We start from the raw sequence: 21,189 nt of genomic DNA on the forward strand, positions 1-21,189 counted from the left end.
AGATCAATCAATAAATTAAAATATACTCCCCTGTATTTTTCATAAAAATGCTCTAATGTCTAATTAATACATGGACAATTAAATATACATATGGGGAGTATAAATAAAATCATAGATGGCAGGCCGCCTATTACCATGCTCATTTCACCGGAATGAACACCTTAATATCGATGAGTCGTCATCAAGCCGGGTCAAAAAATTAGTCATAGTTGCTTACGGACGCAACATTCGCTTACAAGCTTTTCGTCAACGCAAATCGCCTCCAAAGAGTTAATTCCCTACACGGACAATTAATTAAAAGGAGCCCATCATGCGCCTGCCACTGAACAACTTCTCATTGAGTTTATCTCAGCATGTTTCCCGCTATGCCATCATCACAGCGGTCGTCGCCTCAAGTTTATTATCAGGCTGTGCGGTCTACGGACCGGCACCATACGGTCCGGCGGTGTATGTCAGACCCGCGCCTGTTGTCGTTGCACCAGCCTGGGGTTATGGCTATGGCGGCTACGGATATGGTCACTGGCGTCGTTGGTAGTTGGCAGGGTTTTGCGCTTTGACATCCGCCGCTGCATCAGTGGCGGATGTGGATTCGGGATTTAGAATTCGAGCTTCAATAAGCAAAATCTACTGATAGGTTCTGGCATCATCAATGACTTTGCCGTCATTGGGCAAACTACCTACCGCCATAAACACGATATCGCCGCGTAGTTTAGTCAGGTCACGCATGCAACTGATCAAGGCTTCTTTTAAGTCTGTCTGCGTGGACGTTTCGGCTGTTTTATCCACCTCGCAATGCAAAGTCATCACGTCATTTGCCATTTCGCCTGTCACAACCAGACGGGCTTTATGAATCTGCGGATGGCGTTTGACGATCTCTGCAACCTGCGACGGGTGCACAAACATCCCCTTAATTTTGGTGGTCTGATCGGCGCGGCCCATCCATCCCTTAATACGGGTATTGGTACGCCCACATGGTGAGATGTCTTGCAAGGTAGCTGACATATCGCCAGTACCAAACCGGATTAAAGGATAATCCGGATTGAAGGAGGTGATCACGACTTCGCCGACTTCCCCTTCTGCTACCAGATCACCGGTGCCCGGGCGGACGATCTCTAGCAAGATATCTTCGTCCAATACCATACCTGGATTGACTTGTCCGTTGGTCAGCGTCTCATAAGCGATATTGCCGATATCTGCAGTGGCATACATCTGCACCACATTCGGTATGCCGTGTTCTTGCAGCCATTTTCGTAAGCTGGGTGGTAAGGCTTCTGCGCCCAAAATCGCGTATTGCACGCTGCTGATATCCGCGCCCATTTCTGCCGCTTTGTCGATGATGATTTTTAAAAAACTGGGCGTGCCTACGTAAGCATCAGGACGTAATTCCACCATGGCTTGGACTTGCATCTCGGTCTGGCCTATGCCTGCTGGAATCACGGTACAACCCAGCTTAGCCGCCGCGCCCTCCACCATAAAAGCCGCAGGCGTAAAGTGGTAAGAAAAACAGTTTTGTATGATGTGACCTGCACGCAGGCCGACCGCGTGCATCGGTCTGGCGAAGCGCCACCAGTCTTGTGTCCGACCTTCAGGATCAAAGATAGGACCCGGCGACATAAAAATACGACTTAACTGTCGAGGTGCTGTTGTCGTCAATCCGCCAAAAGGTAATGCTGTTTTTTGTATGGTTTTTAAATCGGATTTACGCGTCACTGGCAACTGTGCCAGCGCTTGCCTGCTTTTAATCTCAGACGCCTGTACTCCCCGCAAAATCTGCGCCCATCCCGGTGCGGTTTGCGCGTGTGCAATCAGCTGCGGCAAGCGTGTCATTAGTGCTTGCTCACGGCTTGGCGGGTGGCGGGTTTCTAATGCATCCAGATAGGCGTTCATAGCTTGTTCTAGTAGGGGGTAACGTTATTGAGAGATTTAAAATAGGTATTAATTACGCCAGCCAGCGCTTGCGACGACGATAAAATTTCATCTCGCGGAAACTCTTGCGACCCGCACCAGAGACGCCGAGATAAAATTCTTTGACATCCTCATTCGTTGCCAACTCTTTGGCGTCGCCCTCCATCACGACCCGCCCGTTTTCTAGGATGTAGCCAAAATCGGCGTAACGTAAAGCGACATTGGTGTTTTGTTCCGCCAGTAAAAATGAGACGTTTTCTTTGGTGTTCAGACTTTTGACGATGTCAAAAATCTCTTCGACTAATTGTGGTGCGATGCCCATCGACGGTTCATCTAACAATATCATTGAAGGCTTCGCCATCAGTGCACGACCGATTGCGCACATCTGCTGCTCGCCGCCAGAGGTATAGCCTGCCTGCGACGTGCGGCGCTGTTTTAAACGGGGGAAATAGTGATACACCATCTCTAGCGATTCTTTTAATTCAGCGCGTGAGATTTTGCGCGTGTACGCACCCGTCAACAGATTTTCTTCTATGCTGAGATGTCCAAAACAATGACGACCTTCCATCACTTGCGACAAGCCGCGTTTGACTAATTCGTTCGGCGTCAGATGGTCAACCCGCTGTCCTTTAAAACAAATATCGCCTTTGGTAATATCGCCGCGTTCATTGCGTAATAAGGTGGAGATCGCTTTGAGCGTGGTTGATTTCCCTGCGCCATTAGCACCGAGCAGAGCAACGATTTTTCCCTGCGGGACTTGCAGCGAAATCCCTTTTAATACCAGGATGACGTGGTCGTAAATCACCTCAATATTATTCACGCTCAGATAGGCGGGGCTGGCCGCTACCGCATCATTGATACCAGCAATACTATGGGTCGTCATATCGATCTCACCTGCGAATTTTTCCAATTTATTGTTGATCAATTAGGTAGGGAAAGAAGCTGCGCCAATGATATTTTTCGCCGGCACAGCGACTCTCTCAACACAACAATTTATTTCAAACAAGCTGGTGTAATTTTCTTCTCAGTGGCATATTTATTCGACGATTCTTCGAGCAAGCTACGCGTCAGCGCTTTGTCACCAACCATCCAGTTCGGTGTGATGGCGACCCATTTGCTGCCATTCCATTGCTGTACTTTGACTGCGCCAGAACCTTCATGATCGTCGCAAGATGTTTTGACCGGCGGGAACATACCAAAAGCGCCCAAGGCTTTTTGACGTGCATCATCCACGTTCAGATTCTCGAAGCCCCAACGGATTTGCTCGCCCGTCATTTGCTTGCCTTTGCCGTACTTTTCTTGTGCTTTTAAGATGGCCTCAACCCACAACATGCCAGCAGTTACGCCACGCATGTGATACACCGAACCAATACGGGTTTTGTCTGCCAGATTGCCGTTACCGTTTGCATAGATTTTGCTGCGGATTTCATCCAGCACAGGATAGTTGCCTGGGGTATTAAAAGTCATGGAAGAATAGCCTTTTGCTGCATCACCCGCCGGGATGGTGTCTTCCTCAGAACCTGCCCACCAGACACCGAGCATTTTTTCACGTGGGAAGCCATTGCGTTGCGCTGTCTTGATCGCTACCGCATTCATCACGCCCCAGCCCCACAAAATGACGTAGTCAGGATTGGCTTGACGGATTTGCAGCCATTGTGATTGTTGTTCATTCCCAGGATGCGCAACAGGGATTTTGACCAGATCAAATCCGTATTGCTTAGCTTGTGCTTCCAGCACAGGTAAGGGCTCTTTACCAAAGGCGGAGTCGTGATACAGATAAACGATTTTTTTACCTTTGAGCTTATCCATACCACCGGATTTGTCGCCCAGATATTTGGTCATGGCGGCAGCCTGATTCCAGTAACTGGTAATCAGCGGGAAGATGTAAGGAAAGACCTTACCGTTGGCCGCATCAGAACGACCATATCCCAGCATGGTCATCGGGATTTTATCTTCTGCCACGCGATCTAAAATGCCGTATGCAATACCGGTAGAAAGCGGATCAACTAAGGAGGCGCCTCCTTTGGCTTGTTTAAGACGTTCATAACATTCAATACCGCGTGAGGCGTTATATTCAGTTTCACATTCTTCCCATGTCAGCTTGACGCCGTTCATACCACCTTTGGCATTGACCAGATTAAAGTAATCAATAATCCCGCCATAAAATCCCGAGCCACCCGCGGCATACGGACCGACCCGATACGACAGTAAGGGGATGAACTGTTCATCCGCTTGTGCCAGCCCAGATAGTGCAACAGTGCTGACTAAGGCTGCACTGAGTAATACTGATTTAAGCAATTTCATGATGTCTCCTTTTTTGGATGGATATTGCAACTATTTGTACTTGTTGCTTGATGTTTTTTTTACTGTTTTTACTGATTACTTATTGATTGATACAACTTAATACGGGAAAGGCCATAAGCGCAATTTTTCCTTTGCAATTTGCCACAAGCGCGCCAGACCATGTGGTTCTACTATCAGGAAAAAAATAATTAAACCGCCAAATACCATTAGCTCCAGATTGGACGCTACGCTGGTCGGCAGCGACAAACCATGCGCGATCATATTCAGAAAAATCGGTAGCAAGATGATGAAGGCCGAGCCTAAAAAAGACCCAAGAATAGAACCCACGCCACCGATGATAATCATGAACAAAATTCGGAAGGATAAATCTAGATTGTAGGCATCAGGCTCCACCGTACCAAGATAAGCGTAAGCATACAAAGCACCCGCCACACCGCAATAAAACGACGATACCGCAAACGCCAATAGTTTGGTACGCATAGGGCGAAAGCCGATGACCTCTGCCGCAACGTCCATGTCGCGTACCGCCATCCAGGAGCGCCCGACATTGGAGCGCACCATATTTTTTGCCAGCAGGGCGAGCACACAAACGATGCTCAGAGTGAGTAGATACTTTTTCACTGGGGTAGTAAAGCTCACACCAAAAATTATCATCTCCTGCGCGGTGATCACGCCAGAAGAACTGTAATTACTAAACCACTGTACTTTGGTCAAACACCAGACTACAAAAAATTGTGTTGCCAGCGTCGCTGCCGCCAGATAAAAACCACGTATGCGTAAGGACGGCAAACCAAATGCAATCCCCACTATTGCGGCACACAAGCCGCCCAACACAAATGCCAGCAATAAAGGAATGCCAGGAACACGCAACACAAAGTTATACGAGGCAAACGCACCTACTGCCATAAATGCAGCGGAGCCTAGCGACAGTTGGCCGGCATATCCAGTCAAAATATTTAGGCCCAATGCCGCCAGCGAGAAGATCAGAAAAGGAATCAAGATCGCAGAAAAGGTGTATGCCGACGCAATCAGCGGCACGACAAAAAACGCCAGTGCCAGAAGGACGACCATAGCGATCCTGTCCTGCCGCAACGGAAAAATCTGGTTGTCTGCGGCATAGCTAGACTTGAACTGACCTGCTTCACGATAGAACATGTATTTCCTTTATGTTGAAACCATTTTTAGATGTTTCCATTTTTTTATCCCCAATATCTATGGGGCTTTCAGGCCATTTTTGGCTGGGAAGGCACATAAGTATTGGACGTTCTAATTCATAAACTTCAAAAAATCATTGTAATAAATGACCTGATCATCGTAGTGTGCGCCATGCGCACCGGTACATTGTCCGTGCTGTCCGCTGCGGTGCGCATGGCGCACGCTATGACCAGCGCTGCATCTCGATTAAAGGGTTTTTAGAAGCTCCCATTTCGTCCAACTCGTCCAACTTAGCTAAGCCAAATCAAATCCGCCGGATAATTTTTTCGCCAAACAAGCCTTCTGGCCGCACTAGTAAAAATAATAATGCCAGTACATATGGGAACCAGCCTTCAATCCCGCCGCCAACCATCGGGCCGATATAGACTTCGGCTAATTTTTCAGACGCTCCAATAATCAAGCCCCCGACAATCGCACCAGGCACCGAGGTAAAACCACCGAGAATCAACACGGGCAGCGCCTTTAGTGCAACAAACGTCAGCGCAAACTGCACGCCGTTACGTGCGCCCCACAGCAAGCCTGCTACCAGCGCCACCAAGCCTGCTACTGACCAGACTACGGCCCAGATTTGTTGTAAGGGGATGCCAACCGCCAATGCCGCCTGATGATCGTCCGCCACGGCGCGTAAGGCGCGACCAATCTTGGTTTTAGAGAACAGTAACGCCAGCCCAGTAACCAGCAGCGCGCAGATCAGTGCGGCGATGACATCAAACTGCGAAATGATGATGTTGAACTTTTCCATCAGATATTCAATCGGCACATCTTCGATTGGCAAGTTCAGGCGGTGTGGTTGCGATCCCCACAGTAATTGCGCCAGGCCTTCGATAAAAAAAGTTAAACCGATGGTTGCCATGAATAAGGTGATCTCAGGTTGATTGACCAAAGGCCGCAATACCACACGTTCAATCGCCAAGCCGAGTAAGACCATCACACCCATCGTGAGTGGAATTGCCAGCCACAATGACAAGCCGAATTTCTCAGTCAGACCAACGCAGGTCAATGCCGCAAAAAATACCATCGCGCCTTGGGCAAAATTGAATACACCGGAGGCTTTGTAAATCAGCACAAAGCCAAGCGCCACTAGTGCGTACATCACACCAGAGAGCAAGCCGCCGATTAAGACTTCAAAGAAAAAATTGATATTCATTCTGGTCTAGCCTTTCAATGGGCGACGCCGAGATACGCGTTAATCACTTCCTGATTCGCCAGCACTTCTGCCGGAGTACCATCGCCAATTTTTTTGCCATAATCCAGCACGACCACGCGGTCTGAAATATCCATGACCACGCCCATATCATGTTCAATCAATACGATGGTGGTGCCGAGCTGATCGTTGACATCCAGAATAAAGCGGCTCATGTCTTGTTTTTCTTCCACATTCATGCCTGCCATGGGTTCATCTAGTAACAAGATTTCTGGTTCCGCTGCCAAGGCACGACCTAGCTCGACTCTTTTTTGCAAACCGTAAGACAGACGACCTACCGGTGTTTTACGGATATGTTGGATTTCTAAAAAATCGATGATTTCTTCGACCTTTTGACGATGTTCGATTTCTTCCTTTTGAGCCGGCCCCCAATACAAGGCTTGCATCAGAAAATTACTTTTCATTTTCAGATTGCGTCCCGTCATGATGTTGTCGAGTACGCTCATGCCTTTAAATAAAGCGATGTTCTGGAATGTCCGGGCGATGCCACTTTTTGCCGCTGCATAGGTGTTCATATCTTTACGCCGCTGACCACGATAAGTGATCGTCCCCTCTTGCGGGTGATACACGCCGTTGATCACATTGAGCATTGAACTTTTACCTGCACCGTTGGGGCCGATAATGGCGCGGATTTCATGCTCTCTGACATTGAAAGAGATATTCGTCAGCGCTTTAATACCACCAAACGCCAGCGAGATGCCCTGCAGATCCAGGATCACTTCGCCGATTTTTCTGCCATTCGTGGGTGTCGCCATAGTCACCATCGTCATCGGATCTACCATCGCATTCATACTGTGTTTTTCATGAGTCATGCCGCCTGTTGATGCGCTGCATAGGTTTTTACATCGCTGATATGCAAATCAGCATTGACTAATCCCTGACGGCCATCTTCAAATTTGACCTGAGTTTCTATGTATTGCGACCGCTTACCGGAATACAGCGCATCGATCAGCACGGCGTATTTTTGCGCGACAAAACTACGTCGTACTTTGCGTGTGCGGGTGAGTTCATCATCATCGGGGTCAAGCTCTTTGTGCAGTATCAAAAAGCGATGAATCTGGGTGTTAGCCATCAGGGCTTCGCCCGCCAGATCGGCATTGACTTTCTCGATACAAGAAACGATTAGCTGATAAGTTTCTGCCTTGGCTGCCAGATCGGTGTAGCCAGCATAAGCAATGCCGCGCCGCTCTGCCCAATTGCCGACGGCTTCCAGATCAATATTGATAAAAGCGCAGACCGTATCGCGACCATTGCCAAAGGCGACAGCTTCTTTGATATAGGGGAAAAACTTTAATTTGTTTTCAATATAGTTGGGAGCAAAGATATCGCCATTGATCAGCTTGCCCACATCAGCCGCACGGTCGATGATTTTTAAGTGGCCGTCGCTATCAAATATTCCAGCGTCGCCGGTATGGAAGTAGCCATCTGCATCCATCACCTCGGCGGTGGCGTCAGGACGTTTATAGTAGCCCGATAACATTGAGGTAGATTTCACCAGTACCTCGCCATTGCTGGCGAGTTTAATTTCTACGCCTGGCGCTGCCTGACCTACGCTATCAAATTTGATGTTGCCATCGGGCTGCAAGCACACGTAGGCACAGGTTTCAGTGGAGCCGTATAACTGCTTGAGGTTAATGCCGATAGAGCGATAAAACCGGAACAGATCAGGACCGATTGCGGCACCGGCAGTATAAGCAACCCGTACACGTGATAAGCCGAGTACGTTTTTTAAGGGCGCATAGATCAGCAGATTGCCGATTGCGTAGCGGATGCGGTTGAGCAGTGATACGGGTTTGCCATCCAGAATATCGCTACCAATTTCGCGGGCGATTTCCATATAGTGATGAAACAATTTACGCTTGATGGCGCTAGCATCTTCCATTCGTATCATGACCGTGGTTAACATATTTTCAAACACGCGTGGCGGAGCAAAATAATAGGTCGGTCCGACTTCGCGCAAATCGGTCAATACCGTCTCACCGGACTCAGGGCAATTGACGGTAAAGCCTGCCGTCATTGCTTGTGCATACGAGAACAAATGATCACCAACCCAGGCCATTGGCAGGTAAGACAAAATATCTTCACGTTCGCTGAGCTGATCAAAGCCCGTGCCGCCTGTCGCTGCGTGGATAAACGAGCGGTGGCTTTGGCATACGCCTTTAGGTTTGCCGGTAGTGCCTGAGGTGTAGAGCATGACGGAGGTGTCGTCAGCTGTACCTAAATTAACTTGCTGGATAAAAAAGTCCGGATGGGCTTTGTCGTAAGCGCGTCCCAAGTCTTGCAGCACGGCATAAGAGGTGAGTTCGTCTTGGTGGTAATGACGCATGCCGCGATCATCGTCAAACACAATATGACTAATCCCGGCATAGTGCTGTTTGATTTCTAATAGTTTATCGACTTGCTCCTGATCCTCTACAACTGCGAACTGGATTTCTGCATTCTCCAGCACATAAGCCATATCTGCCGCTGGTGAATCTTGGTAGAGCGGCACCGCAATCCCGCCTAGACATTGCGCGGCAGCCATGGCCCAATATAAACGCGGACGATTATCGCCAATGATGGCAAGGTGCATACCGCGCTGGAATCCCTGCGCTGCAAGCCCACAAGCCAGCGCACGGACTTCATCACAGACTTGTGCCCAGTTCCAGGTTTGCCAGATACCCAAATCCTTCTCTCTGAACGCCGGACGCGATGCATGCAATTGCGCATTACGTAGTAGGAGCTTAGGGAAGGTGGTGTAATCCGGCATTGCTTGGTTGACGTCGATATGCTTCATTTGTCTCCATCATTTCATACTTGTTTTATGATTATCGACTGAGTGTCCTTACTATCCCTTACGGCATACTTACTAACTTTGTTAGCGTCGTACGCATGCGAGAATGATCGGGAGTTTGTAATAGCTGACCTTACCTACAGTTTCGCTTATACAATGTCCCAGCACGCGTTTTCAGTAAATATTCTTTTGCGTATTTTTGTTAGCTGGAGTGTAGCCAGATCAAATTCTCAGTGCTGTCATTTGCCCGACAATCTCGCTGAAACAACACAATTTCGGTGCTGCGCCGCACCATACTAATATAGCAAAAACGATGCAACCAATTCCTCCAGATCAGCCGATTCAGCCAAATCTATCGTCGCCCGCTAGCTCTGCTCCAGCGTCAACATCAGCATCAACGTTGACTCCTGCAGTGACTTCAGCTGTGACCTCTACCGACCGGTTTTCCCGTACGATGTGGGCGAGCATGCTGACACCAGAGCATATGCAAAAGGTAGAAGCCGAAGTCATAGAGCGTTTTGTCCCCGCAGGCGGCTACGTCTGCCGCAAAGGCGATACGGTTGACTATTGGATGGGGGTGATTGACGGCTTTTTGAAGATGAGCAGTATGTCACCCGAAGGCAAGACCGTGACCTATAGCTGCATGCTGGCAGGTGGCTGGTTTGGCGAAGGCTCGGTGCTCAAAACAGAAGCACGTAAATATGATGTCGTCGCCCTGCGCGACACCAGAGTCGCGTTTATGCCGCGCAGTACCTTTGACTGGCTATTAGACAACAGCATTCCGTTTAACCGTTTTTTATTGCAACAACTCAATGAACGCTTAGGCTTGTTTATCTCACTGGTGGAATACGATCGCATGCTTGATACAGACACCCGGGTAGCACGCTGTCTGGCGTCCTTATTCAATCCCTATCTGAATCCCGGCACCAGTATGCAATTGCAAATTTCTCAGGAAGAGATTGGCTATATTTCCAGTGTGTCACGTCAGCGTGCGAATCAGGCTTTACAGATATTAGAGAAGCAAAAACTGCTGAGTATTGACTACGGTGGTATTACCGTACTCGATCTTGAGGGCTTGCGTAGTTTTTTGGGAGATGCCGCCAAATGAAAACGTTGACAGTGATCGGTGCTGGCAAAGTGGGTCAGGTATTCGCACAGCAATTCGTGCGACACCAACTATTTACGATTCAACAAATTTGTAACCGTTCTATGGCCAGTGCGCAGCAAGCGGTGGCGATGGCTGGTGCAGGCAGTGCGGTGTCTGCGATAGCGGAACTTACTCCTTCCGATATTTACCTGCTGACCGTGCCGGACGATCATATTGCGGCTACTTGTCAGTCATTGGCAGACGCGGGTTTGCTGGCTGCAAGCAACATCGTATTCCATTGCAGCGGTGCGAAAGCATCCAGCGAATTAGCAGCAGCGATTGCGACAGGTGCGGCGGTTGCCAGCGTTCATCCGGTCCGCAGTTTTGCTGATGCTGCTTATGTTGCCGCCAATTTTTCCGGGACGATTTGTAGTTTGGAAGGTGATGACCGTGCGCTGGATGTACTTCTTCCCGCCATACAAAAAATCGGTGCGCAGACTGTTCAGATTAGTGCCGAGAATAAGTTGCTATATCACGCAGGATCGGTGTTTGCGAGTAATTATCTAGTGACCTTGATGGATATTGCTTTGCATGCTTACGAGGCGGCAGGCATACCGCCAGAATTGGCAAAGGCGATGGCACAGCCCCTGGCACAACAAAGTTTGGATAACGTTTTTCAATTAGGAAGTGCCGCCGCACTGACCGGCCCCATTGCGCGGGGAGATATGACCACAGTCGCTAAGCAGCTGCAGGTTGTCAACGATTGGGATGCAAGCGCAGGTGCACTATATCAAGCGTTTACCCCACCAACGGTCGCCTTGGCGCAGCGCAAGCAGACACCTTATTCAGAGAAATAAACGCTGTTTCTGCCATTCTCTTTGGCTTGTTGTAGCGCTACTTCGGCACGATCAAATACGCTGTCTTCCGTCTCGTTATCTTTGCATTGAGCCACACCCATGCTGACGGTAACTGCCAAACGCTTTTTCGCCAGATCGGTGGTGCGTGAAAAATCATTCGCCGCAATTGTACTGCGCAGATTTTCGGCAATCGAGGTGGCCTTTTCCAGGGTACAGTTTTTTAATAAGATCAAAAATTCTTCACCACCCCAGCGGCAAATGACATCACTTTCACGCAAAGAACGTTTGGCAATCAAAGCGATTTCTTTCAGAACATGATCACCGACTAAGTGGCCATTTTTATCATTCACTTTTTTGAAAAAATCGATGTCGATCAACGTTACACACAAAGGCAAACGTGAGCGTCCGCTATCGAGCAGGGCTTGTTGAAATACAAAATCAAATGCATGGCGATTTGGGAGTGACGTCAGTTGATCGGTGGCCGCAGATTTTTCTAAGCGTTGCTGGAAGTGTCGTACCGACAGCACCAATAATACGACCACGATCAACATAATCGCGGCACTAACTGCCAAGTTAATCTGGAAGATATCTTGCAGAGGTTTGATATTACTACCGACCTCTTGCTCGACCAGCAAATGCCAGCCTAATTCTGGAATAAACCGCTCGCTGACAGCGATATGTTCGGTTTCGTTTTTATAATCCAGAAGTTGCGATTCAATTTTTTTGTTGGCTAAAATCTGTCCGGCGATACTGCGCATGCCGGGCATATCTTGCAGATTACTCAGACTTCGCTTCATCGCGCTGCCAGCTAAGACTATCGTCCCTTTTTGGTCTACAAAATAGATGTTGCGATGCAGGCTCGATTGATAGCTATCGATTAGACGCCTCATCGTATCTAAGGTAACGCTGACACCTGCCACGCCAATAAATTTACCGTTGTAATCGAGTATACGGTGATTGATAGCAATCGTCATGCTGTCACGATTGGCGATATCAGTATCGACATTGATTTCGTAGGCGGTTTTTAAATTTGCTACGCGGAAAAACCATTTGTCACGTGCTTCGCTAGCGACGATTGTTTTTTGCGTGCCATCGGGCGAATAAGACTGATGGGTAATGGCGGATGCTAAAAAGCTGGTAGCGGCATTATTTTTTGATTTGATTTCTTTTAAATAATGCGTGATTTGTTCTATATTTTGTTGCTGTTCTTGGTCTGACTTTTGTTCTGACTTTTGGTCCGGTTTTTGATCAGTTGCCTTATCAAGTTCGGCATTGATGATCCAATCACGCACAAAGGTATTATTCGCCATTTGCGAAGCGATCAGAACGGGTCGCAAGATATCTTTTTGCAGTTCTGCAAGTACGGCGTCACTGGTGACGGGCAAGGCTTGTTCAGAACTATTTTGGTACACCGTATCGCGCGATACTTTATAACTGGCGAGCGTGATAAATCCGAATCCAGCGATCAGGATGAGCGAAAGGCAGATGAGCAAACCGTATTGTTTTAATATTTTTCGCATAAGATGAAAATCAAAACGCGGTAAATGTTTGACTTCGTGCCCTGCGATGCGTCTGAACCAGAATGAGGATAAGACGTACCTGTGGCACAAATCAATTTTTGTGGTGTTGCGGCAAGATCATACTATAAAGGTCGCCGGATTCCCGTTTAAATTCGAGGGGATGTGTGCGAATTACGGGGAAAAATGACGAAAAAAATTGCCGCAGATCGCGGCAATTTTTTCATCTCAGAGCACAGCCTGGCGTTTGCCAGACTTTAAAATCCAAGTTTAAGGACGTGGTGTGATGGATACATGCAATTTCAAACGTGAACCCGGGTCGTACGGCATGATGCTAGTGTAAGTGCGGTTATGGTACTCGTAGGTTACGGCATATCCATTATTGCGGGTCTCCCAATGATCTACATTAGTACAACGACGCACTGGCTGGCTGTCGTAAGTTGGTTGTTGATTGGCACCGTTATTGCCATTGTTATCTACGCGATCACCCACCACTGCACCTGCAATCGCACCCGCTGCCGCTGCTGCAATACGACCATTGCCGCCCCCCACCTGGCTACCCAGCAAACCACCAGCGATACCGCCGATGATAGAGCCGCCAGCACTGCGCTGTTGTTGCGGCTGCTGACGTTGTACTGTCTCATAGTCGGTGCGGCATTCTTGACGCGGCACGTTGACTTGTTCGACTTGAGGCGCAACATTGATGACGCGAGCGAAATCATCGTAATCTGCTGCATGCGCTACGGACATTCCAAGACCTAAGAATGCAGTCGTTGCTGAAATAAGGGCTGTTTTCTTCAGATTGAGTGTCATTTTGTACCTCGTTTTATTAATCACAGTCCTCATATAACGTCTGGCTCCAAAAAAAGAAGACATGATTTGAAATTTAAATGTAAAACTCTGTATCAACCATGACATATAAAGCACTTTTCTGAAATCAAGTTATTCTGATGTTAATGGTTGTAATGTTTTGATCAAACCTTAATCAAATTCTAAACAGACCTTAATATTTTTAAAAAAGGCAACTATGCAAATGCAATGGACTAGCTGGGCTACGATCGCGGCGCTTGCCGTATATTTCTGGACTTTTATGAATGCAGGAAAAGCACGCATGCAGCATAAAGTTCTTGCGCCTTCTATGGACGGTCCACCCGAATTTTTACGCGCTTTGCGGGTGCAAACTAATACGCTTGAGCAAATTATTTTTTTCTTGCCATTCTTATGGTTAGCCGCCATTTGGTTTAGTGACCGTGCGGCGGGTATCGCAGGCGCAGTCTGGGTGGTCGGGCGTTTGATGTATGCATTGGCATATTACCAAGATGCTGCAAAGCGAGCACCCGGTTTTATGATCGCTACGCTGGCGTCGCTGGCATTATTATTGATGGCAATATTTGGTTTGTTGCAGCCTTTATTTTCGACTCGTTAACCCGGACTGCTCTATACGATGCTGACTTCTAAAACTACTGCTCCCGTTTGGGTGTCTTATATCCTGGCTGCCATCGCTTTATATGTTGTGCTGAAGATGGGTTTGCTGGTGGCGCTGTTTTCTGGGTTGCTGGTCTATTCCCTGATTCACTTACTCGCGCCTACCATAGAGCGAAAATTTAGCAGCCAGCAATCGCGCATGATTGCGGTTATTTTCTTGTCGGTAGTGATTATTGCCACGATTTCTCTGGTGCTCTGGCTGCTCTACGCCTACTTGCGCAGTGAAGGCGGTAACCTTAATGTGCTATTGCAAAAAATGGCCGACATTATTGATGCCTCCAGCGACCAGATGCCGGATTGGGTCAGTAATAACTTGCCAGAAGGCGCCGATGCTTTGCGAGAGCTACTGACCAACGGCTTTAGAGAGCACGCATCTGAAGCTAAATTGCTGGTGCAAGAAGCCGGACATGTGATTGTGCATCTGCTGCTGGGAATGATCATAGGCAGTATGGTCGCCTTGCAGGAAGCGACACAGCATGCCAACTACCGTCCATTTGCAGCCGCTTTGCATCAACGCGTGGTGACCTTGGGTCTGATGTTTCAGAAAATTGTGTTTGCCCAAGTGCGCATCTCGCTGATTAATACCGCATTTACAGCGATCTATTTATTGGTGATTTTGCCATTAGCCGGTATTCATTTGCCACTGACCAAAAGCATGATTTTGATTACCTTTTTGGCCGGACTGATCCCCGTGGTCGGTAATATTCTGTCCAATACGGTGATCGTGGTGGTAAGTTTGTCGCACTCTTTGCACACCGCCGTGGCCTCGCTGGTATTTATGGTGGTGATACACAAGCTGGAATATTTTTTAAACGCAAAAATTATCGGTTCCAAAGTCAATGCCCGTTCCTGGGAGCTGTTGACCGCGATTTTGGTCATGGAAACTATATTTGGCGTGCCGGGCGTAGTGGCAGCCCCTGTTTTTTATGCGTATATTAAAAGGGAATTGAGCGATCAGGGCTTGGTGTAGTTGTCAATGGGCTTTACCTCAATACGCTTCCATAGTTATTAATTTAAAGGAAATAAAATGATTTTAGAACTCGCCGATATTCGTATCCAGCCAGGCAAACAAGCCGAATTTGATATCGCCATCCAACGTGGCCTGAGTGAAGTGATTTCTCATGCCAAAGGGTTTAGTGGTTACAAAATCAACAAAGGAATAGAGTCGCCGGAACGTTACGTCCTGATGATTTTTTGGGAGACTTTGGAAAACCACACCGTCGATTTCCGCGAGTCACCGGCGTTTCAGGAGTGGCGGGCGATTGTCGGCGGTTTCTTCGCCGTGCCGCCGACGGTTGAACATTTCAATCTGCTCGCTGAAGCATAAGATTTCTAGGAGGAATTTAATATACTCCCCTATATTTTGATCAATAATGCCGTAGTGTCCAATGATTATATGGACGATTAATAAATACATATAGGGAGTATTTTTTATTATTGAAACTTACTGATGAGATCAGTCAGCGATAGCTAAATAATTATCGTGAAAATAATCATCACTTTCAAACCAAAGGACTACGCAATATTGATCCGAGAATCGCGTGGCAAAACTGTCATGTCTTGATAATTGTTATTTCATCCCAAGTTACGCAAGCCAAGCACGTCAATTGCTGATTCCCGTTAGAATCCCTCCTATGCTATTCAGCAATTTAGCGCACTACGCATATCAGCAGTACCCTGCCCAGCTATACTACAAAGGACATCATGGTTCCGCACCTCGTTACCGCCCTCAACGGCCCCTTGCTTGATTTAGAAAAAAAGATACTCGAAGCCACGCCTGCGATCGAGCGCTGGTTCCGTCTGGAATGGCAAGAGCATACGCCACCGTTTTACTGCTCAGTTGATTTGCGCAATTCTGGCTTTAAACTGGCACCAGTGGACACCAATCTGTTCCCTGGCGGCTTCAATAATCTTTCTCCAGAAATGTTACCGCTGGCAGTACAAGCGGCAATGGCCGCGATTGAGAAATACTGTCCAGACGCTAAAAACTTGTTACTGATCCCGGAGCGCCACACACGCAATGCGTTCTATTTGCAAAACGTCGCACGCCAGATGCAAATTTTCCGTCAGACCGGTCTAAATGTCCGTCTCGGCACCTTGTCTGAAGACATCAAAGAGCCAACGGCGATTGATCTGCCAGACGGTACGCAATTGATTTTAGAACCGCTGGAACGCTCCGCCAATGGTCGTCGCCTTGGCTTGAAGAATTTCGATCCTTGTACGATTTTGCTCAATAATGATTTGTCGGCAGGTATCCCGCCGATTTTAGAAAATCTCAATGAGCAAACCTTGTTGCCGCCATTGCATGCAGGTTGGGCAGTACGTCGTAAGACCAATCACTTTGCCGCTTATGATGAAGTTGTCAAGAAATTTGCCAAGCTGATTGATATTGATCCGTGGATGCTGAATCCTTATTTTGCCAAATGTACCGGCATCAATTTCCACGAACGGATCGGTGAGGATGAACTGGCCAATACCGTCGATACGATTCTGGCAAAGATCCGCAAAAAATACAAAGAATACGGCATCAAAGAAAAACCGTTTGTCATCGTCAAAGCCGATGCCGGTACCTATGGCATGGGCATCATGACGGTGCGTGACGGTAGCGAAGTACGTGATTTAAACCGCAAACAGCGCAACAAAATGTCGGTCGTTAAAGAAGGTCTGGAAGTCAACGATGTGATCGTACAAGAGGGCGTACATACCTTCGAGCAGATCAACGAATCCGTCGCCGAGCCTGTCGTCTACATGATGGATCGCTACGTCGTTGGCGGCTTCTATCGCGTGCATGAAGATCGCGGCGTTGATGAAAACTTAAACGCACCGGGCATGCATTTTGTGCCGCTGGCATTTGCCCAGCAACATGCCGTACCGGATATCACCGCCAAACCAGGCACCGCCGCACCGAATCGTTTTTATATGTATGGCGTAGTAGCACGTCTGGCCTTATTGGCAGCGTCGCTGGAGTTGGAAAAAACAGATCCAAATCCTGAGGTGTATTAAGCCGATATCGGATTAGTCTCGTCCGCTCTCCTCGCCCGCTTGCGGGAGAGGGGTTGGGGGTGAGGGAGATTGACATGCCGAGCAATTCTAATTTGAGAAGTAATTTAAAGATCCATCATGAAAATCGTATTCCTCACCGATCCGCTCGATCAATTTAAAACCTATAAAGACTCCACCTTCGCCATGATGCGCGAGGCGGATTCTCGCGGGCACCAGTTGTTTGCTTTCGGACCAGACGACATGGCCTTAGAAGGCGGCGTGGTGGTGGCAAATGTCCGTCGGATCACTCTGACGGGTGACGCGCATGACTGGTATCGTGCCGAAGCCCCGCAAGCGTCAGCACTAAGTGCGTATGATGCGGTTATACAGCGCAAAGATCCGCCATTTGATATGGAATATATCTACGCAACGTATCTGTTGGAGCTGGCGGAGCAGCAGGGCGCGCGCGTCTTTAACAAGCCGGCCGCGATCCGTAACCATAATGAAAAATTGAGCATTGCTCAGTTCAGTCAATTTACTACGCCTACTTTGGTAACGCGTGACGAGCAGCGGATTCGCGCTTTTCACCAAACCCATCAGGATATTATTTTAAAACCGCTGGATGGCATGGGCGGTGCCGGCATTTTCCGCATCCGTGATGACGGGATGAATCTCGGTTCGGTGATCGAAACCTTGACGCTCAATGGTGCCAGAACCATCATGGTGCAGCGCTACATTGCTGAGATCGTGCATGGCGACAAACGGATTTTGCTGATTGGCGGCAAAGTGGTCCCGTTTGCGTTGGCACGCATCCCGCAAAACGGCGAAGTACGCGGCAATCTGGCCGCCGGTGGCGTTGGCGTGGCACAAGAATTAACGGCGCGCGATCTGGAGATTGCAGAGACTTTGGCGCCAATACTGTACCAGCGTGGTCTGTTGCTGGTAGGATTAGATGTCATCGGGCATTATTTGACGGAAGTCAACGTCACCAGCCCGACTTGTTTTCAAGAAATTACGCAGCAAAAAGGCTTTAATGTGGCTGGCATGTTCATCGATGCGCTGGAGTCCGCTATTTGATGTAAGAATATACTGCTATAGAGTATATTCTGGTGTCCAGATAAATAATGGGCTGTAAGCATGGTTTTTGTGCATACTCCCAAGAAATGTGAATATGGTTGGAATACTTTTATTAACCCATGCCCCGCTGGGGTCGGCCTTTATGCAGGCCGCGGCGCATGTGTTTCGCGGCATGCCAGAACATTTTGAAGCGATTGATGTTATCGCTGACCAGAATATTGATGACGTTAATCGCCTTGCAAAAGAAGCGATTAAACGTCTCGACGCTGGTACAGGTGTGCTGGTCATGACAGATGTGTTGGGCGGTACACCGTCGAACTGTTGTCGTCAGTTAGGTGAGCCTGATCAGGTGGCAACCATTGCCGGCGTTAGCTTGCCGATGTTGCTGCGCGCTATTACCTATCGTCACGATACTCTGGATGTAGTGGTGGAGATGGCTTTGGCGGGCGGGCAAAATGGCGCTTTGCGAGTGGATAACCGGGTAAGGCTTTCTCCTAACTGAGTAGGTAATTGAGGTTGTCAGTAAGTGGATAAATACGGTTATATGTACGGTTATAGGTAGGTTCAGATTCAAGCTAATAAACCAATAAGGTCGTTCATTATGTCGAGTAAAGTGAAAATGCAATGATCCAACAAGAAATTGAAATCGTAAATAAGCTGGGCCTGCATGCACGAGCATCAGCAAAATTCACTCAACTGGCGGGCAAATTTAAGTGTGAGGTCTGGCTCACCCGCAATAACCGCCGGGTCAACGGTAAATCGATCATGGGCGTGATGATGCTAGCCGCAGGCAAAGGCAGCAAAGTCTTGCTGGAGACCGAAGGTGAGGACGAACAAGCCTGTTTTGACGCCATGCTTGCGTTGGTGAATGACAAGTTTGGTGAAGGCGAGTAGTGAACATCGCTAGCGCCAAAATTCTGGCTGCTAAAGCCAACACCATTAGCTCGTAGCAAAAATAAAAAGAGTAAAAGGGGACACAACAGCATGGCATCATTTACATTGCAGGGCATCCCCGTTTCACGCGGTATCGCCATAGGACGCGCTCACTTAATGCGTCCCGCCGCGCTGGATGTCGAGCATTACCTGGTTGCCCAGGAGCAGATCGAATCAGAAGTGCTGCGTCTGCAAGATGCCATCGTTCAGGTCCACAAAGAACTACAAACCATCTGGGCCGATCTGCCATTGGATGCGCCGACCGAGCTTGGCGCTTTTCTGGATGTACATGCGCTGATCTTGTCCGACCCGATGATCTCTGAAGCGCCGCTAGAAATCATCCGCACCCGCAATTACAACGCAGAGTGGGCGCTGGTGACTCAGATCGATGCCTTGTCTGCGCAGTTTGATGAGATAGAAGACGACTACCTGCGTGAACGCAAAGCCGACATCCAGCAAGTTGCCGAGCGCGTGCTCAAAGTCTTAACCGGTAGCGCCAATGACTTACCACGTGACGCCAATGTGAATGAACGCCGCGGGAATATGATTGTCGTTGCGCGGGATATTTCACCCGCTGATATGATGCAATTCCGCGATGCGGCTTTCAGCGGTTTTGTGACGGACGAGGGTGGCCAAAACTCCCACACAGCAATCGTATCGCGCAGTTTGGGTATTCCCGCCGTGGTTGGTTTGGGCAACGCTTCTCATCTGATTCAGCAAGACGACTGGCTGATTATTGATAGCGACGCCGGTGTAGTCATCGTCGCGCCCTCGGCTCAGGTGATTGAGGAATATCGCAACCTGCTAGCGGTTTTACTCAAAACCCGTAAAAAATTAACCCGGCTCAAAAAGACCCCAGCCATTACCCAAGATGGTATCGAGATCACCCTGCTGGCGAATATTGAATTGCCGCAAGATGCCATCACCGCGATGGAAGCCGGTGCCAGCGGCGTTGGTTTATTTCGCTCAGAGTTTTTGTTCATGGGACGTACCGGCCACGAGCAAGAATTACCTACCGAGGAAGAACAGTTCGTCGCCTACCGCGATGCCGTGCTCGCCATGAAAGGCAAGCCCGTCACCATCCGTACACTCGATGTAGGCGCTGACAAACCACTCGACACCACCGATCACAATATTCTGAACCCCGCACTGGGCTTGCGCGCAATCCGCTATTGCCTGGCCGAGCCACAATTATTCCTTACGCAATTACGTGCGATTTTGCGCGCCTCCGCTTTTGGACCGGTACACATTCTGATCCCGATGATGGCGCACGCATTTGAGATTGATCAATCTCTGGCGATGATAGAACAGGCCAAAAAATCCTTGCTGGCAGAAGATAAAAAGTTTGATGACAAAGTCCCGGTCGGCGCCATGATCGAGGTTCCTGCTGCGGCACTCAGCTTGCCGATGTTTGTCAAAAAGCTGGATTTTTTATCAGTCGGCACCAACGATTTAATCCAATACACGCTGGCAATTGATCGCGCTGATCATGAGGTCGCCCATTTATACAGCGACATTCATCCCGCCATTTTGCAATTGCTGGCGATGACCGTCAGCGCCGCACAAAAGGCCGAAATTCCGGTCGCGATTTGCGGAGGTATGGCGGGTGATATCCGTTTGACGCGCTTGCTGATCGGGATGGGATTCCGCGAGTTATCGATGCCCCCGGCTTTGCTGCCAGAGATTAAACAAGAAATCCTCAATACCAATATCGAGTCCTTGCAATCTTTAGTCAAAAAGATTCTGCGTTCTTACGATCCTGATGTGATTCAAGAAAGTTTGGCTCAGTTAGCCATCGCCTGATTTGATATTGGGAATGGCTTAAAAAAAGTAGATTTACGCCGGATCTG

General features: G+C 48.5%; 20 protein-coding genes. 11 read left to right on the plus strand and 9 right to left on the minus strand.

All coding sequences use genetic code 11. The features are described from left to right. The first annotated feature begins 310 nt into the window (after positions 1-310). Positions 311-535 carry a hypothetical protein gene (locus QN395_RS07935; protein WP_322121708.1) on the plus strand — a complete coding sequence of 75 codons (225 nt, stop codon included), beginning with the start codon at positions 311-313 and terminating at the stop codon, positions 533-535. Positions 536-624: 89 nt separating this feature from the next. Here QN395_RS07935 and QN395_RS07940 read toward each other — a convergent pair whose 3' ends face one another. The 7 genes from QN395_RS07940 to QN395_RS07970 form a co-directional block, all read right to left on the minus strand. Beyond that, complete coding sequence (locus QN395_RS07940) at positions 625-1,887, minus strand: phenylacetate--CoA ligase family protein (RefSeq protein WP_322120823.1); 1,263 nt, start codon at positions 1,885-1,887, stop codon at positions 625-627. A gap of 52 nt (positions 1,888-1,939) precedes the next feature. Continuing rightward, positions 1,940-2,788 (minus strand): ABC transporter ATP-binding protein, encoded by an 849-nt coding sequence (locus QN395_RS07945; RefSeq protein WP_322120824.1) that lies wholly within the window; start codon positions 2,786-2,788, stop codon positions 1,940-1,942. A gap of 110 nt (positions 2,789-2,898) precedes the next feature. Then, positions 2,899-4,209, minus strand: a complete 1,311-nt coding sequence (locus QN395_RS07950) for an ABC transporter substrate-binding protein (RefSeq protein WP_323492203.1) — start codon at positions 4,207-4,209, stop codon at positions 2,899-2,901. Between the two features lie 96 nt (positions 4,210-4,305). Beyond that, positions 4,306-5,364 carry a branched-chain amino acid ABC transporter permease gene (locus tag QN395_RS07955; RefSeq protein WP_322120826.1) on the minus strand — a complete coding sequence of 353 codons (1,059 nt, stop codon included), beginning with the start codon at positions 5,362-5,364 and terminating at the stop codon, positions 4,306-4,308. Positions 5,365-5,668: 304 nt separating this feature from the next. After that, complete coding sequence (locus QN395_RS07960) at positions 5,669-6,565, minus strand: branched-chain amino acid ABC transporter permease (RefSeq protein ID WP_322121668.1); 897 nt, start codon at positions 6,563-6,565, stop codon at positions 5,669-5,671. A gap of 20 nt (positions 6,566-6,585) precedes the next feature. After that, on the minus strand, positions 6,586-7,419 hold the full coding sequence (locus tag QN395_RS07965; RefSeq protein ID WP_416200134.1) for an ABC transporter ATP-binding protein: 834 nt from the start codon (positions 7,417-7,419) through the stop codon (positions 6,586-6,588). Positions 7,420-7,436: 17 nt separating this feature from the next. Continuing rightward, the gene (locus QN395_RS07970; RefSeq protein WP_416200135.1) at positions 7,437-9,404 is read right to left on the minus strand and encodes an AMP-dependent synthetase/ligase; all 1,968 of its coding nucleotides are present in this window, start codon (positions 9,402-9,404) and stop codon (positions 7,437-7,439) included. A gap of 451 nt (positions 9,405-9,855) precedes the next feature. On the opposite strand from QN395_RS07970, the gene QN395_RS07975 reads away from it, so the two are divergent. Further along, complete coding sequence (locus QN395_RS07975) at positions 9,856-10,509, plus strand: Crp/Fnr family transcriptional regulator (protein WP_322121671.1); 654 nt, start codon at positions 9,856-9,858, stop codon at positions 10,507-10,509. Continuing rightward, complete coding sequence (locus QN395_RS07980; protein WP_322120827.1) at positions 10,506-11,345, plus strand: Rossmann-like and DUF2520 domain-containing protein; 840 nt, start codon at positions 10,506-10,508, stop codon at positions 11,343-11,345. The genes QN395_RS07975 and QN395_RS07980 overlap by 4 nt, the downstream gene beginning before the upstream one ends. Here the strand turns inward: QN395_RS07980 and QN395_RS07985 are convergent. Together QN395_RS07985 and QN395_RS07990 are read right to left on the minus strand one after the other, a co-directional pair. Next, positions 11,330-12,865, minus strand: coding sequence for a sensor domain-containing diguanylate cyclase (locus QN395_RS07985; RefSeq protein WP_322120828.1), 1,536 nt, complete (start codon positions 12,863-12,865; stop codon positions 11,330-11,332). The two genes, QN395_RS07980 and QN395_RS07985, sit on opposite strands and share 16 nt — an antisense overlap. A gap of 267 nt (positions 12,866-13,132) precedes the next feature. Then, positions 13,133-13,675, minus strand: a complete 543-nt coding sequence (locus QN395_RS07990; protein WP_322120829.1) for a glycine zipper 2TM domain-containing protein — start codon at positions 13,673-13,675, stop codon at positions 13,133-13,135. Between the two features lie 220 nt (positions 13,676-13,895). Here QN395_RS07990 and QN395_RS07995 point away from each other — a divergent pair, with 220 nt between their 5' ends. The 8 genes from QN395_RS07995 (at position 13,896) to ptsP (ending at position 21,142) form a co-directional block, all read left to right on the plus strand. Then, positions 13,896-14,288: an MAPEG family protein gene (locus tag QN395_RS07995; protein WP_323492202.1), complete on the plus strand. Its 393-nt coding sequence runs from the start codon at positions 13,896-13,898 to the stop codon at positions 14,286-14,288. Positions 14,289-14,306: 18 nt separating this feature from the next. Beyond that, positions 14,307-15,317: an AI-2E family transporter gene (locus tag QN395_RS08000; RefSeq protein ID WP_322120831.1), complete on the plus strand. Its 1,011-nt coding sequence runs from the start codon at positions 14,307-14,309 to the stop codon at positions 15,315-15,317. Positions 15,318-15,374: 57 nt separating this feature from the next. Next, positions 15,375-15,674, plus strand: coding sequence for an antibiotic biosynthesis monooxygenase family protein (locus QN395_RS08005; protein WP_322120832.1), 300 nt, complete (start codon positions 15,375-15,377; stop codon positions 15,672-15,674). Positions 15,675-16,051: 377 nt separating this feature from the next. After that, positions 16,052-17,350, plus strand: coding sequence for a glutamate--cysteine ligase (gene gshA, locus QN395_RS08010; RefSeq protein ID WP_322120833.1), 1,299 nt, complete (start codon positions 16,052-16,054; stop codon positions 17,348-17,350). A 117-nt stretch (positions 17,351-17,467) separates the two neighbouring features. After that, on the plus strand, positions 17,468-18,406 hold the full coding sequence (gshB, locus tag QN395_RS08015) for a glutathione synthase (RefSeq protein WP_322120834.1): 939 nt from the start codon (positions 17,468-17,470) through the stop codon (positions 18,404-18,406). A gap of 94 nt (positions 18,407-18,500) precedes the next feature. Next, on the plus strand, positions 18,501-18,908 hold the full coding sequence (locus QN395_RS08020; RefSeq protein ID WP_322120835.1) for a PTS fructose transporter subunit IIA: 408 nt from the start codon (positions 18,501-18,503) through the stop codon (positions 18,906-18,908). Positions 18,909-19,030: 122 nt separating this feature from the next. Continuing rightward, positions 19,031-19,300, plus strand: a complete 270-nt coding sequence (locus QN395_RS08025) for an HPr family phosphocarrier protein (protein ID WP_322120836.1) — start codon at positions 19,031-19,033, stop codon at positions 19,298-19,300. A gap of 90 nt (positions 19,301-19,390) precedes the next feature. Then, positions 19,391-21,142 (plus strand): phosphoenolpyruvate--protein phosphotransferase, encoded by a 1,752-nt coding sequence (gene ptsP, locus QN395_RS08030; RefSeq protein ID WP_322120837.1) that lies wholly within the window; start codon positions 19,391-19,393, stop codon positions 21,140-21,142. Positions 21,143-21,189 lie beyond the last annotated feature (47 nt).

It is taken from the genome of Undibacterium sp. RTI2.2, assembly GCF_035018705.1.
Classification (GTDB): Bacteria; Pseudomonadota; Gammaproteobacteria; order Burkholderiales; family Burkholderiaceae_D; genus Undibacterium.

What these genes read in the sequence shown, in the direction of transcription:
- QN395_RS08025 (WP_322120836.1), top strand. Translation starts at nt 19,031, where the DNA reads ATGATCCAACAAGAAATTGAAATCGTAAATAAGCTGGGCCTGCATGCA.
- QN395_RS07955 (WP_322120826.1), bottom strand. Translation starts at nt 5,364, where the DNA reads ATGTTCTATCGTGAAGCAGGTCAGTTCAAGTCTAGCTATGCCGCAGAC.
- gshB (WP_322120834.1), top strand. Translation starts at nt 17,468, where the DNA reads ATGAAAATCGTATTCCTCACCGATCCGCTCGATCAATTTAAAACCTAT.
- QN395_RS07965 (WP_416200134.1), bottom strand. Translation starts at nt 7,419, where the DNA reads ATGAATGCGATGGTAGATCCGATGACGATGGTGACTATGGCGACACCC.
- QN395_RS07945 (WP_322120824.1), bottom strand. Translation starts at nt 2,788, where the DNA reads ATGACGACCCATAGTATTGCTGGTATCAATGATGCGGTAGCGGCCAGC.
- QN395_RS07980 (WP_322120827.1), top strand. Translation starts at nt 10,506, where the DNA reads ATGAAAACGTTGACAGTGATCGGTGCTGGCAAAGTGGGTCAGGTATTC.
- QN395_RS08000 (WP_322120831.1), top strand. Translation starts at nt 14,307, where the DNA reads ATGCTGACTTCTAAAACTACTGCTCCCGTTTGGGTGTCTTATATCCTG.
- gshA (WP_322120833.1), top strand. Translation starts at nt 16,052, where the DNA reads ATGGTTCCGCACCTCGTTACCGCCCTCAACGGCCCCTTGCTTGATTTA.
- QN395_RS07950 (WP_323492203.1), bottom strand. Translation starts at nt 4,209, where the DNA reads ATGAAATTGCTTAAATCAGTATTACTCAGTGCAGCCTTAGTCAGCACT.
- QN395_RS07940 (WP_322120823.1), bottom strand. Translation starts at nt 1,887, where the DNA reads ATGAACGCCTATCTGGATGCATTAGAAACCCGCCACCCGCCAAGCCGT.
- QN395_RS07970 (WP_416200135.1), bottom strand. Translation starts at nt 9,404, where the DNA reads ATGAAGCATATCGACGTCAACCAAGCAATGCCGGATTACACCACCTTC.
- QN395_RS07975 (WP_322121671.1), top strand. Translation starts at nt 9,856, where the DNA reads ATGTGGGCGAGCATGCTGACACCAGAGCATATGCAAAAGGTAGAAGCC.
- QN395_RS07935 (WP_322121708.1), top strand. Translation starts at nt 311, where the DNA reads ATGCGCCTGCCACTGAACAACTTCTCATTGAGTTTATCTCAGCATGTT.
- QN395_RS07995 (WP_323492202.1), top strand. Translation starts at nt 13,896, where the DNA reads ATGCAATGGACTAGCTGGGCTACGATCGCGGCGCTTGCCGTATATTTC.
- QN395_RS07985 (WP_322120828.1), bottom strand. Translation starts at nt 12,865, where the DNA reads ATGCGAAAAATATTAAAACAATACGGTTTGCTCATCTGCCTTTCGCTC.
- QN395_RS08005 (WP_322120832.1), top strand. Translation starts at nt 15,375, where the DNA reads ATGATTTTAGAACTCGCCGATATTCGTATCCAGCCAGGCAAACAAGCC.
- QN395_RS07990 (WP_322120829.1), bottom strand. Translation starts at nt 13,675, where the DNA reads ATGACACTCAATCTGAAGAAAACAGCCCTTATTTCAGCAACGACTGCA.
- ptsP (WP_322120837.1), top strand. Translation starts at nt 19,391, where the DNA reads ATGGCATCATTTACATTGCAGGGCATCCCCGTTTCACGCGGTATCGCC.
- QN395_RS08020 (WP_322120835.1), top strand. Translation starts at nt 18,501, where the DNA reads ATGGTTGGAATACTTTTATTAACCCATGCCCCGCTGGGGTCGGCCTTT.